13 protein-coding genes and 1 tRNA gene are annotated in these 11,547 nt (G+C 62.7%); 12 read left to right on the top strand and 2 right to left on the bottom strand.

Annotated features, from left to right (window positions below; genetic code table 11):
* Positions 1-277: 277 nt before the first annotated feature.
* Complete coding sequence (locus ACFQX9_RS11750) at positions 278-754, top strand: Crp/Fnr family transcriptional regulator (protein ID WP_018453100.1); 477 nt, start codon at positions 278-280, stop codon at positions 752-754.
* A gap of 132 nt (positions 755-886) precedes the next feature.
* Positions 887-1,216 carry a hypothetical protein gene (locus ACFQX9_RS11745; protein WP_085361134.1) on the top strand — a complete coding sequence of 110 codons (330 nt, stop codon included), beginning with the start codon at positions 887-889 and terminating at the stop codon, positions 1,214-1,216.
* Between the two features lie 212 nt (positions 1,217-1,428).
* Here ACFQX9_RS11745 and ACFQX9_RS11740 read toward each other — a convergent pair whose 3' ends face one another.
* Complete coding sequence (locus ACFQX9_RS11740) at positions 1,429-2,340, bottom strand: LysR family transcriptional regulator (RefSeq protein ID WP_317245511.1); 912 nt, start codon at positions 2,338-2,340, stop codon at positions 1,429-1,431.
* Between the two features lie 115 nt (positions 2,341-2,455).
* Here ACFQX9_RS11740 and ACFQX9_RS11735 point away from each other — a divergent pair, with 115 nt between their 5' ends.
* Positions 2,456-3,010 carry a DUF4440 domain-containing protein gene (locus tag ACFQX9_RS11735; RefSeq protein WP_247820987.1) on the top strand — a complete coding sequence of 185 codons (555 nt, stop codon included), beginning with the start codon at positions 2,456-2,458 and terminating at the stop codon, positions 3,008-3,010.
* 818 nt (positions 3,011-3,828) lie between these two features.
* On the opposite strand, the gene ACFQX9_RS11730 is transcribed toward ACFQX9_RS11735, so the two are convergent.
* Positions 3,829-3,903: transfer RNA gene (locus ACFQX9_RS11730), tRNA-Thr, on the bottom strand.
* A gap of 317 nt (positions 3,904-4,220) precedes the next feature.
* On the opposite strand from ACFQX9_RS11730, the gene ACFQX9_RS11725 reads away from it, so the two are divergent.
* The 9 genes from ACFQX9_RS11725 (at position 4,221) to ACFQX9_RS11685 (ending at position 11,547) form a co-directional block, all read left to right on the top strand.
* On the top strand, positions 4,221-4,433 hold the full coding sequence (locus ACFQX9_RS11725; protein ID WP_085361131.1) for a hypothetical protein: 213 nt from the start codon (positions 4,221-4,223) through the stop codon (positions 4,431-4,433).
* Between the two features lie 26 nt (positions 4,434-4,459).
* Entirely contained in the window at positions 4,460-6,166 is a 1,707-nt protein-coding gene (locus ACFQX9_RS11720; protein ID WP_247821031.1) for an FAD-dependent oxidoreductase, read from the top strand.
* A gap of 237 nt (positions 6,167-6,403) precedes the next feature.
* A complete protein-coding gene (locus tag ACFQX9_RS11715) occupies positions 6,404-6,712 on the top strand; it encodes an EthD family reductase (RefSeq protein WP_007615494.1) in 309 nt (102 codons plus the stop codon).
* A gap of 224 nt (positions 6,713-6,936) precedes the next feature.
* Positions 6,937-7,446: a hypothetical protein gene (locus ACFQX9_RS11710; RefSeq protein WP_247821032.1), complete on the top strand. Its 510-nt coding sequence runs from the start codon at positions 6,937-6,939 to the stop codon at positions 7,444-7,446.
* Positions 7,447-7,465: 19 nt separating this feature from the next.
* Complete coding sequence (locus tag ACFQX9_RS11705) at positions 7,466-8,290, top strand: alpha/beta fold hydrolase (protein WP_247821033.1); 825 nt, start codon at positions 7,466-7,468, stop codon at positions 8,288-8,290.
* A gap of 136 nt (positions 8,291-8,426) precedes the next feature.
* Positions 8,427-9,086 carry an NAD(P)H-binding protein gene (locus ACFQX9_RS11700; RefSeq protein WP_018453108.1) on the top strand — a complete coding sequence of 220 codons (660 nt, stop codon included), beginning with the start codon at positions 8,427-8,429 and terminating at the stop codon, positions 9,084-9,086.
* Between the two features lie 81 nt (positions 9,087-9,167).
* A complete protein-coding gene (locus ACFQX9_RS11695) occupies positions 9,168-9,605 on the top strand; it encodes a DUF2948 family protein (protein WP_026232464.1) in 438 nt (145 codons plus the stop codon).
* A gap of 152 nt (positions 9,606-9,757) precedes the next feature.
* Positions 9,758-11,053 (top strand): histidinol dehydrogenase, encoded by a 1,296-nt coding sequence (gene hisD, locus ACFQX9_RS11690; RefSeq protein ID WP_377788596.1) that lies wholly within the window; start codon positions 9,758-9,760, stop codon positions 11,051-11,053.
* The gene (locus ACFQX9_RS11685) at positions 11,050-11,547 is read left to right on the top strand and encodes a UPF0262 family protein (protein WP_204512532.1); all 498 of its coding nucleotides are present in this window, start codon (positions 11,050-11,052) and stop codon (positions 11,545-11,547) included. Before hisD ends, ACFQX9_RS11685 begins: the two co-directional genes overlap by 4 nt.

Here is an 11,547-nt window from a genome sequence, read left to right as displayed (position 1 = left end):
GATCGCCAGCGGCCTGTCGCGGGGTGCAAACCGCGGCAGGCCATTCCTCACGGAACAGGTCGAGAATAACTGATCGCGCTATTACAAGGGTGGGCAAAGGCGCGTAGCGCCGTGCCCACCATCTATCTATCAATGGTGGTTGGTGGGCACGCTTCGCTTCGCCCAGCCTACGAGCTCCGAAACTTTCGCTGACCCCCTTGTTCCAACACGTTCGGCGTCGTTACCGCTGGTATCGGCTCCGCTTGCCCGGGAAGGCGGTCAAGATTATCCTCGCGCGATGGCCGTCAGTGTCCCCGACCTGAGAGCATTCCTGCTCGCCACACCGTTCTTCGGCGGTATCCCGGATCAAAGTCTCGACCTCCTGATGTCGATGCTGGTTGAGTGCCGATTTGATACCGGAGCAACCGTCGTGACGGAGGGCGAGCCCGGACGCTCGCTGTTCATCGTCAAATCCGGCCGGCTGGCGGTGAGCAAGCGGGCGAATGCGGGCAACGTCATCCCGATTTCCGTTCTGGAGCCCGGCGATTTCTTCGGTGAGATGACGCTGATTGAAATGCAAAATCGATCCGCCACGGTGGTCGCGGAGAGTCCGACCGTGCTTTACGAGCTGACCGCCCAGAAGCTCTACGCTTGCTACAAGGCCGATATCCACACCTATGTGATCGTCCTGCAAAACATCAATCGCGAGCTATGCCGACGGCTGCGCCGTTCAGACGATCGGTTAGCGGGGCATCAGGTGGGTGACGAGAGTTGACATGCGTAGCATGGGTAGAGCGAAGCGAAACCCATCATGTCTCGTCACCGCGCAAATCTTCCATGGATTTTCGTTTCGCTGTACCCATCCTACGAACTCCCCGGCACCGTAGGCTTCGAATAGGAAACTAACATGGCTCAAGCCGGAGATAATGGACGGTTCGCGGCGTTCAAGCACCACGCCAAGGTGCACTCCTTCAGAGTCAGCACTGCTTTTCTGACTTGGATTCTGCTCGGCGCGACGCTCTTTTACAAGCCTGAGTGGGTCCGATGGGCTCTGCGAACAGGCACGCACGCTATTGAAGCTGTCGGCGATGCGCTTCCTGGTTATTGGGGCGCTCAGGCCGAAATTGTCTTGCGCGAACTCGGTGGTTTCCTTTGGATCCAGATCACGGCCGCGATCCTGTTTGTCCGGTTCGTGTTCTGGCTGATCGGGGCCTCGTGGCGCCGTGGTCGGCGGTAGATCCAGTCAGCTCGCGTAGGATGGGTAGAGCACTTGCGAAACCCATCATGCTTCGTCACCGAGCAATGCTATGCAATTCCTGGCCAAAACTGACTGGAGCTCTCGCTCGGGCGATGCCCGCAAGTGACCCCGAAGCGGCGGTCGCGGGGAAGTTGAGGTTCGCTAAGGCCCCACAGGCCTAAAATGTGCTTTAAGGAATATAAGAGACATCCTCAGCTGAGGGAGCCAACCTCAGCGGCGATTTCTTCCGTCAACCACGCAATGCCCGCATCCATCATTGCTGCCTTGGTCGTAATGGCCATGATTGCATCGGACTTCCGCTTCAAAGGAAGCTCAACCAATTGCAGCGCGAAACGAGCCGCGTATCTCTCGACGAGACGGCGCGGCAATGTTGCTATCAAGTCCGAGTTTGAAATTTGCGTGAGTGCCATCATAAAGGTGGGCACGGTCAGGACAATGCGGCGCTGGAGGCCGCGCTTCTCCAGGAGTTGGTCGACAAAACCTCGCGGATCGCCGTCGAGCGACACAAGAAGATGCTGTGCTCTGCAGAATGCAGCAATCGTTGGTGCGCGGGCGAATCCGTTTCCCTTGCGCATCGCGACCACGAAACACTCATCGTAAAGCTTTCTTGCCTGGAAGCGGGTTGGCACTGTGCCCAGGGGCAGGATGGCCAAGTCGATTTCGCGCTTCTCCAGCTTCTCCAGGCTTGACCGCCAAGGGTGCTCCACAGCGCTTGCATGCCGCCCTGGCATCAGATGGATCAAGCTCAGGTCGGCACGGGGTGCCTTTCTCCTGAGCCGCCCCGCAAATGGTCCCATCACCGTGTCCATGATCGCATCAGGAGCGCCAATGGAAAAACGGCGGCTACTTGTAGTCGCGTCGAAGGGCGTAGCTGAAGCAAATACGCGCCCTACGCGAGAAAGGATATCTCCTACTGGCTCGCCGAGTTCCAGCGCACGCTCCGTCGGCACAACACCCTTCGGCGTCCGTAAGAACAGGGGGTCATTAAATAGATGCCGTAGCCGCCCAAGTGAATGACTTACGGCAGAAGGGGTGATGTTCAAGCGGCTAGCCGCTCGCGCCACGTGGCTCTCCTCCAGCACAGTGTGGAAGACCAGCAGCAAGTTAAGATCGACTTTTGACAAGGAAATGTGGTTCAGCATATTGCTGAGGTTATATCACTGGATTCATGTCCCTGAAAGCTCCATGGATTGCGCAACGTTAGCCACAGGAGCTGAAATGACCAAACACCATGCAAACTGGCCAGGAACGCTGTCACGGCGGTCCGCGATCACGACAGTCGCTGCGGCATCGTTGACCCCTCGATTTTGCGCTAGTGTGGCTGCCAGTGACGACGTCGCTCACCTTATCGAGCGCGCCGCTGCGAAAAACGCGGCCTTCATGCGCGGGGACATGGATCGTTGGCTGGCCCTTGTTCGCATCGCCAGTGACTTCACGTTAATGCAACCATTCGGCGGCCCAACTAGCCACGGGTTCGACGCAAGTGCTGAACGTTTGGCGAAGCTATCTCAGTTTTTCAAGAACGGTGAGACGACCTTGGAGGTCGTGCAAACCTATGCATCGGACAAGCTGGTCGTTCTCGTCATGGTCGAGCGGCAATATGCCGAAGTCGGGAGCTTACCAAAACAAGACTGGTCGCTCCGAGTTACGGAAATCTATCGCAAGGACGGTTCTGAATGGCAGTTAGTCCATCGCCACGCAGACCCGCTGGTTCATGCCGTTACGTTGCAGGAAGCGGCCACGATTGCTCGCGGTGGACGTAAGGATGAATGACCGCGGCAACTGGCATCTTATCAGAAGAAGGATCGATTGCGCCGAAGACTGCATTACATGCAGGTCCACTTCCCCTTTTGGCCCCATAGCGGAAGTCTGCTCGATGTCGGCTTGTATCCCCTTCCATAGGTGGGGCGATATACGTGCTTAGGCGCGCGCTAGGCAGGCAAATCTGACCCGTCGGGCAAAACACCTCTCTCCTGCAAAATCTCGTCAACCCTCCTCCACAAAAATATTCCACTTTACCGAAATTCGGAATCGCAGTATCAATCCGCCATCCCGGTCCAGGGAGAGGGGCGATCGTCCGTCGTAACGTACGTGGATCGGGGGGCGGTGGACGCGGCAGTGTCGGGCACGCGGAGGCGGAACCAGGGCGAGATGAACCTCGTGAGGTCCTGTTGCGTGCGGACGAACGGCGCCTGTCCGGCGAAGCCTCTTGGCGAAGCCGGATCGCTGCGTACGGCAAAATCGTGTGGTCCTGGCCGTCGTTGCTACGGTCAAGCCTTGCGGAGATGGATCGAGGCTCAACCGGGTCTCAATGCATCGTCAATTCGCAAGGCGACGGTGACAAAAAGGAACTCGTCGCCGGGGAGAGCGCGGCATAAGCCGTCAACCCACTGCGCAGGGAAGGCCGAGTGTTCGGCGTCACCTGTATGCTGCTGTGCGGTCTTTTTGCGCTACATTTTCGCGCAGCGGACCGCGGGTGCCAGCCGGCACCCGGTCTTCCCTGCGCCCTCTTCACAGAGGAGAGTCAAGGTAGAAGCAAAACTCGGGCATCTCATGCCGCGAGAAGGCTGTTTCATGTGTGAGCGAGGGAATGGTGCTGCCAGACAGGATTGAACTGTCGACCTCTCCATTACCAATGGAGTGCTCTACCACTGAGCTACGGCAGCATGTGCTGGGATTAAGAATCGGCCGCCACGAGGGGCCTACCAAGCGGGCCGATATCTGCCACAAGGCCCCCTCCTGTGCAAGCTTGCTAGCTCTGCCAAAGCGATAAAATCGGGTCGATATCGGGGCCAAAATGCCTGTTCTGGCGCGAAACGGCCGACTTTCCGCGGAATAGGTTCCGATATCCCCACCCAACTGGCCAGTTGCCCGATACGCCGGATTCGATCCATTTCGATTTTCGCACGATCGGATCGCGCAGGCCTCTTGAGCCGCCTTATTCCTCGGGCATGTTATCGCCGATCGCTGTAATGGACCGGTGATGGCAGACGAGAACGACAAGAGCACGAAGCAGGACGCCAGACAGGCGAGGGCGTCCCGCGACGACCGGCTCAAATCGGCGCTGCGCGAAAACCTGAAGCGGCGGAAGATGCAGGCGCGCGAACGCGCCGCAAGCACCGACCCCTCGCAGAATGAAGATGGTTCCCTAGATGAGGGGGCCGCCGGCGAGATAGCCGGCAAGACCGGCGACTAGAATTTTTGGAGTGCATGGACGTGGCAATGGGGCAGGACGAATCGCAACGACCCGAGAGTGACGCGCAGATGTCGCGGTTCACCCGCCCTGAACAGACCTTTCCGGCGCTGACACCAGCCGAGATCGAGCGTGTCAGGCATTTCGGCGAGGTCCGCAACTATGCCGATGGGGAATTCCTGTTCGAGACCGGTAAGCCGGGACCCGGCATGTTCGTCGTGCTCAAGGGCCACGTCGCCATCACCCAGCGCGACGGCCTCGGCCATGTCACGCCGTTGATCGATCAGGGGCCGGGGCAATTTTTGGCCGAGCTGAGCCAGCTCTCCGGACGGCCGGCGCTGGTCGACGGCCGCGCCGAAGGCGATGTCGAGACGCTGCTGTTGCCGCCGGAGCGGCTGCGCGCGCTGCTGGTCGCCGAGGCCGAACTCGGCGAGCGCATCATGCGCGCGCTGATCCTGCGCCGGGTCAATCTGCTCCAGGGCGGCGTCGGCGGCGTGGTGCTGATCGGTCCGTCGCATTCGGCAGGCGTGGTGCGGTTGCAGGGCTTCCTCACCCGCAACGGCCAGCCGCATCATCTGCTCGATCCCGCGCGCGATCGCGACGCCGCCGACGTCATCGCGCGTTATTCGCCCAAGCCGGACGACTGGCCGCTGGTCGTCACACCCGATGGTGCGGTGCTGCGCAATCCCGGCGAAACCGAGCTTGCGCGCGCGATCGGCATGATCGGCGGTCCGCGCAACGACCGTATCTACGACGTCGCGATCGTCGGCTCGGGGCCAGCCGGGCTCGCCACGGCCGTGTATGCCGCGTCCGAAGGCCTCTCCGTCGCCGTGCTCGACACCCGCGCCTTCGGCGGCCAGGCCGGCGCCAGCGCGCGCATCGAAAACTATCTGGGCTTTCCGACCGGCATTTCCGGCCAGGCCCTGACCGCGCGCGCCTTCAACCAGGCACAAAAGTTCGGCGCGGAAATCATGATCCCGGTGACGGTGAAGTCGCTCGACTGCACGCGCAAGGACGGCGCGTTCTCGGTGGCGCTTGACGGCTGCGATCCCCTGCATTCGCGCGCGGTGGTGGTCGCCAGCGGCGCACGCTATCGCCGGCCCGAGATCGAGAACCTCGACAAGTTCGAAGGCCGTGGCGTCTGGTATTGGGCCTCGCCGGTCGAGGCGAAGCTCTGCGCCGGCGAGGAAGTGGCGCTGGTCGGCGCCGGAAACTCGGCGGGGCAGGCCGCTGTGTTCCTGTCGGGGCACGCCAAAAAAGTGCTGATGATCATCCGCGGCGGCGGCCTCGGCGCCAGCATGTCGCGCTATCTCATCGAGCGCATCGAAGCCACGCCGAACATCGAACTGATGTTCAACACCGAGATCACGGCGCTGGAAGGCGACGAGGCCTCGCTGCTGCGGCGCATCCGCTGGAAGAGCCGGCTCTCGGCCGACGAGGATTTCGCCGACATCCGCAATCTCTTCCTGTTCGTCGGCGCCGATCCCGCCACCAACTGGCTCGACGGCTGCGGCATCACGCTCGATCGCGGCGGCTTCGTCGTCACAGGCGCGCAGTCCGAGCAGAACCAGGGCCGGCTGGTCGCGCCGCTGGAGACGTCGGTGCCCGGCGTGTACGCCGTCGGCGACGTCCGCTCCGGCTCGGTCAAGCGCGTCGGCGGCGCCATCGGCGAAGGCGCCCAGGTCGTGGCCTCCCTGCACGGCTTCCTCGGCGACGCCGCAAAACCGGCGCTTTAGTCAAGGACAAGGCAAGTAAATGGCAAGTCGAATGAGGCTTGCCATCTTGCGGTGTGATGCGTGACTATCTCCTCATCCTGAGGAGCGCGCATTGCGCGCGTCTCGAAGGATGAAGGCCCAGCTGCCAAAGCCGGGCCTGCATGGTTCGCGCGGCGATGCGCAAGCATTGTCCGCAGGGGCGCTCGCGCGCCTCCTCACCATGAGGATCGACAAAGAAGCGCTTAACGGGAGGACTAAATGGCTGAAATCGTCGTGCTGTATAAAACGCCCACGGATGCTGCGGCCTTCGACAAATACTATGCCGAGACCCACATTCCGCTCGCCAAGAAACTTCCAGGCTTGAAGAAGTACGCCATCAGCAAGGGGCCGGTCGGCTCCCCCGCTGGACCTTCCGGAATCCATCTCGTCGCCATTCTCACCTTCGACAGCACGGCCGACATCCAGGCGGCATTCGCTAGCCCGGAAGGCAAGGCGACCGGCGCTGACGTGCCGAAATTCGCCAGTGGCGGCGCCGACCTGTTGATCTTCGACACCAAGGAAGTGTGAACCGCGATTCGACTTCGTCGACTCGTAGCCCGGGATTTCGCCTCGCTCCATCCGGGCTACAACTGCCGTCGTTTGTGACAGCGGTGCAAATAATTCAGCCATGCGTTTTCTATTCGCACGATGACGCATGGCTGCGCACGCATGTGTGACGCCAGCGCGTGTGGCAATTCGATGAGGACCGTAATATCAATCCCGACCTCAATACGGAGAGTAGGAGAGATGTCATGGTTCTTGGGTTGAGCTTGCCCGCCTTCACGCTGGTTCATGTCATCATCAGCCTGATCGGCATCGCCGCCGGCCTTGTCGTGATGTTCGGCCTGCTCGGCTCGAAGTCGATGCCCGGCCTCACCGCGATTTTCTTAGCGTTCACGATCCTCACCAGTGCCACCGGCTTCCTGTTTCCGTTCAAGGAGCTGCTGCCGTCGCATATCATCGGCATCATCTCGCTGGTGCTGCTCGCGATCGCCTGCGTCGCGCTCTACGGCATGAAGCTCGCTGGGGTGTGGCGCCCGGTCTACATCGTGACCGCGATGATCTCGCTCTATTTCAACGTCTTCGTGCTGGTGATCCAGTCGTTCCTGAAGGTGCCGGCACTCGCCGCGCTCGCTCCCGCCGTGGCGCCCGCGCCGCCCTCAGGGCCGGTGTTCGCCGTGGTGCAGGGCCTCGTGCTGGTGTTCTTCGTGGTGCTCACCATCGGCGCCTGGCGCCGCTTCAAACCGATGGCGTTCGCCTGATCGTTCAAGGAGCCTGACAATGCCTACCATCACCACCAAAGACGGCGTCGAGATCTTCTTCAAGGACTGGGGCTCGGGCCAGCCGATCGTGTTCAGCCATGGCTGGCCGCTGTCGGCCGACGACTGGGACGCCCAGATGATGTTCTTCGTGACGCGCGGCTATCGCGTCATCGCGCATGACCGTCGCGGCCATGGCCGTTCGTCGCAGGTCGCCGACGGCCATGACATGGATCATTATGCCGATGATCTTGCGGCGGTGACCGCCCATCTCGATCTCAAGAACGCAATCCACGTCGGCCACTCCACGGGCGGCGGCGAAGTGGTGCATTACATCGCGCGCCACGGCGAGAGCCGGGTGGCGAAGGCCGCGATCCTCTCCGCAGTGCCGCCGCTGATGGTGAAGACGGAGGCCAATCCCGGCGGCCTGCCGAAGAGCGTGTTCGACGATTTCCAGGTGCAGCTCGCTGCCGGCCGTTCCAGCTTCTACCGCGACATCGCGGCCGGCCCCTTCTATGGCTACAACCGTCCCGGCGCAAAGCCCTCGGAAGCGGTGATCCAGAACTGGTGGCGCCAGGGCATGATGGGCGGCGCGAAAGCCCATTACGACGGCATCGTCGCGTTTTCGCAGACCGACTTCACCGAGGATCTGAAGAAGATCAATGTGCCTGTGCTGGTGATGCACGGCGACGACGACCAGATCGTGCCTTACGCCGACTCCGCGCCGCTGTCGGCCAAGCTCTTGAAGAACGGCACGCTGAAGACCTACAAGGGTTTCCCGCACGGCATGCCGACAACGCACGCCGAGACCATCAACGCGGACCTGCTTGCGTTCTTCAAGGAGTGAGCGGCCTCAGTCCACGCGCGGACCGATCTGATTTCGAACGGGCCGGGTGCGAACACGTTCCAGTCGCGTGTGAGCCGGTGGTTGCAGCCTTTCATTAGTCAGTCTGCCGCGGAAGGCGCGCTGCGGGGAGGTCCCGATGCAGATCATCATCTTCGGCGCGACCGGCATGGTCGGGCAGGGCGTTTTGCGCGAATGCCTGATCGATGCCCGCATCGATCGCGTGCTCGTGGTCGGCCGCAGCCCGACCGGCGTGCGCCACGCCAAGCTCACCGAGATCACACACGGCGAGTTCACGGACTATTCGGCGATCGAAGCGCAGCTCACCGGCTTCGATGCCTGCTTCTTCTGCCTCGGCGTCTCCTCGATCGGCATGAGCGAGGAGCGCTACCGCCATCTGACCTATGACATCACGCTCGCAGCGGCGACCGCGCTGGCACGGCTCAATCCGCAGATGACATTCGTCTATGTCACGGGCGCCGGCACTGATTCCACCGAGCAGGGTTCGCGGATGTGGGCGCGGATCAAGGGCAAGACCGAGAACGACCTGCTCAAGCTGCCATTCAAGGCGGCCTACATGTTCCGGCCCGGTGCGATCCAACCGCTCCACGGTGCCCGCTCCAAGACTGCGTGGGTGCAGGCCGTGTATGCAGCAAGTTGGCCGCTGTGGTCGGTGCTGCGCCGGCTCTCGCCGCGGCTCGTTACCTCGACCGAGCAGATCGGCCGCGCCATGATCCGGGTTGCGCGGGAGGGGTATCCGCGAAAGGTGCTGGAGATGGAGGATATCAATAGCCTCTAGTCCCGTAGGGCATTAGTTCTAGGGAAATTTCGCCGCCCGCGCGCGTTGAGCCCTATCCGCCCGAAGGAGAAAGCGCCGTCGATGTCTCCCCAGCTCAAACTGATCGCGCTCGACGCCGACGACCTCTCCGTGATCTCGGCCCACGTCCAGGACGCCCGCGTGCAGCCCTCGGACATCATCTGGCGGCAAAGTGAAAAGCGGCTGGTCGTCGGCATGAGCCGGTTGGACTGGGAGCAGACGCTGGACGGCGAAGCCGAGCCGCGCAGGCTGGTGGCGGCTCTCCGGTTCGACCGCGTGCTCGCCTGCAAGTCGCGCGACATCGACCTCGACGCGCCGGACACTGTCCTGGACCTTGTCGGCATCGAATTCCACGGCCAGGACGCCCCCGGCGGGAGCGCCCTGCTGCTGTTTGCCCAAGGCGGCGCCATCCGCCTCGACGTCGAATGCCTGGAATGCGAGCTGACTGATCTGGGGGCGGATCAGCTGGGGACGGGGTTGGAGGCTGAAGGCGAGGGGTGAGGTGGCATGCCAACGCCACGCCTTCCGGTTTCGCCAGGACGACGCCGGAGGGGAGCGGCCCGGCTCAAGGGTTGACGCAGCTTCCCCGCCGCGCCATTGAGCAGGGGCCTGGTGAGCCAAACCGCGCCCCCAAAAACCAGTTAGAAGCCAAGATGCCCGTTCGTCTCGACCGCAGCAGCGCCGATTTTGACCAGCGATTCGGGGCCTTCCTCGCCGCCAAGCGCGAGGCCTCGGCCGATGTCGAGGCGGCCGCGCGTGCCATCGTCGACGACGTGGCGAAGCGGGGCGATGCCGCCTTGCTCGAGGCCACGGCAAAGTTCGACCGGTTGACGCTCGATGCATCCGACCTGCGCGTCACCGCCGACGAGATCGAGGCCGCGGTGAAAGCCTGTGATGCAGCGACGCTGGATGCGCTCAAGCTCGCGCGCGATCGCATCGAGACCTATCACCGCCGCCAACTGCCGAAGGACGAGCGCTTCACCGATCAGCTCGGCGTCGAGCTCGGCTGGCGCTACACCGCGATCGAATCCGCCGGCCTCTACGTGCCCGGCGGCACCGCGGCCTATCCGTCCTCGGTGCTGATGAATGCGGTGCCGGCAAAGGTCGCCGGCGTGACGCGTCTCGTCATGGTGGTGCCCTCGCCCGACGGCAAGCTCAATCCGCTGGTGCTGGCGGCGGCAAAGCTTGGCGGCGTCACCGAGATCTATCGCGTCGGCGGTGCGCAGGCGGTGGCCGCGCTCGCCCATGGCACCGCGACGATCGCGCCCGTCGCCAAGATCGTCGGCCCCGGCAATGCATATGTCGCCGCGGCAAAGCGGCTGGTCTTCGGCAAGGTCGGCATCGACATGATCGCCGGTCCCTCCGAGGTGCTCGTCATCGCCGATGACACCGGCAATGCCGACTGGATTGCCGCCGACCTGCTGGCCCAGGCTGAGCACGATGCCAGCGCGCAGTCGATCCTGATTACCGCTTCCGCGCGCCTTGCCGCCGATGTCGAAAAAGCCGTCGAGGCGCAGTTGAAGACGCTGCCGCGCGCCGTGATCGCCAGCGCCTCGTGGGCCGATTTCGGCGCCATCATCATGGTGAAGAACCTCAACGACGCCATTCCGCTCGCGGATGCGATTGCCGCCGAACATCTCGAGATCATGACGCAAGATCCCGACGCGCTCGCCGCAAAAATCCGCAACGCCGGCGCCGTGTTCCTCGGGCCGCATACGCCGGAGGCGATCGGGGACTATGTCGGCGGCTCCAACCATGTGCTGCCGACGGCGCGCTCGGCACGATTCTCGTCGGGGCTCTCGGTGCACGATTTCCTCAAGCGCACCTCGATCCTGAAATGCGGCCCGGATCAGCTGCGTGCGCTGGGACCAGCCGCGATGATTCTCGGCAAGGCGGAGGGGCTAGATGCCCATTCGCGCTCGATTGGATTGCGCCTCAATTTGTCATGACCCAGCCGCCCGAACAGGACGACTCGACCAATCGCATCGTCGGCGTCACGCTCGACGAGGACTCGATCGGCCGTTCCGGGCCTGACATCGAGCATGAGCGCGCGATCGCGATCTACGATTTGATCGAGCAGAACCTGTTCGCGCCGGAGGGCGCCGACGGGAAGGGGCCGTTCACGCTGCATATCGGGATCACCGGCAGCCGGCTGATGTTCGACATCCGTCGCGAGGACGGCACGCCCGTGGTCGCGCATCTGTTGTCGCTGACGCCGTTCCGGCGGATCGTGAAGGACTATTTCATGATCTGCGACAGCTACTATCAGGCGATCCGCACGGCGACGCCGGACAAGATCGAGGCCATCGACATGGGCCGCCGCGGCATCCATGACGAGGGATCGCGCACGCTGCAGGAGCGCTTGAAGGGCAAAGTGCGGATCGATTTCGAGACCTCGCGCCGGCTGTTCACGCTCATTACCGTTCTGCACTGGAAGGGTTAA

This window comes from Bradyrhizobium sp. GCM10028915, assembly GCF_042666195.1.
Lineage (GTDB): Bacteria > Pseudomonadota > Alphaproteobacteria > Rhizobiales > Xanthobacteraceae > Bradyrhizobium > Bradyrhizobium canariense_D.
This window is presented reverse-complemented; position numbering and strand designations above follow the sequence as displayed.

Bases quoted from the DNA above. Each gene is read 5' to 3' on its own strand.
- ACFQX9_RS11750 (WP_018453100.1), top strand. From the start codon at position 278: ATGGCCGTCAGTGTCCCCGACCTGAGAGCATTCCTGCTCGCCACACCG.
- ACFQX9_RS11745 (WP_085361134.1), top strand. From the start codon at position 887: ATGGCTCAAGCCGGAGATAATGGACGGTTCGCGGCGTTCAAGCACCAC.
- ACFQX9_RS11735 (WP_247820987.1), top strand. From the start codon at position 2,456: ATGACCAAACACCATGCAAACTGGCCAGGAACGCTGTCACGGCGGTCC.
- ACFQX9_RS11725 (WP_085361131.1), top strand. From the start codon at position 4,221: ATGGCAGACGAGAACGACAAGAGCACGAAGCAGGACGCCAGACAGGCG.
- ACFQX9_RS11720 (WP_247821031.1), top strand. From the start codon at position 4,460: ATGGGGCAGGACGAATCGCAACGACCCGAGAGTGACGCGCAGATGTCG.
- ACFQX9_RS11715 (WP_007615494.1), top strand. From the start codon at position 6,404: ATGGCTGAAATCGTCGTGCTGTATAAAACGCCCACGGATGCTGCGGCC.
- ACFQX9_RS11710 (WP_247821032.1), top strand. From the start codon at position 6,937: ATGGTTCTTGGGTTGAGCTTGCCCGCCTTCACGCTGGTTCATGTCATC.
- ACFQX9_RS11705 (WP_247821033.1), top strand. From the start codon at position 7,466: ATGCCTACCATCACCACCAAAGACGGCGTCGAGATCTTCTTCAAGGAC.
- ACFQX9_RS11700 (WP_018453108.1), top strand. From the start codon at position 8,427: ATGCAGATCATCATCTTCGGCGCGACCGGCATGGTCGGGCAGGGCGTT.
- ACFQX9_RS11695 (WP_026232464.1), top strand. From the start codon at position 9,168: ATGTCTCCCCAGCTCAAACTGATCGCGCTCGACGCCGACGACCTCTCC.
- hisD (WP_377788596.1), top strand. From the start codon at position 9,758: ATGCCCGTTCGTCTCGACCGCAGCAGCGCCGATTTTGACCAGCGATTC.
- ACFQX9_RS11685 (WP_204512532.1), top strand. From the start codon at position 11,050: ATGACCCAGCCGCCCGAACAGGACGACTCGACCAATCGCATCGTCGGC.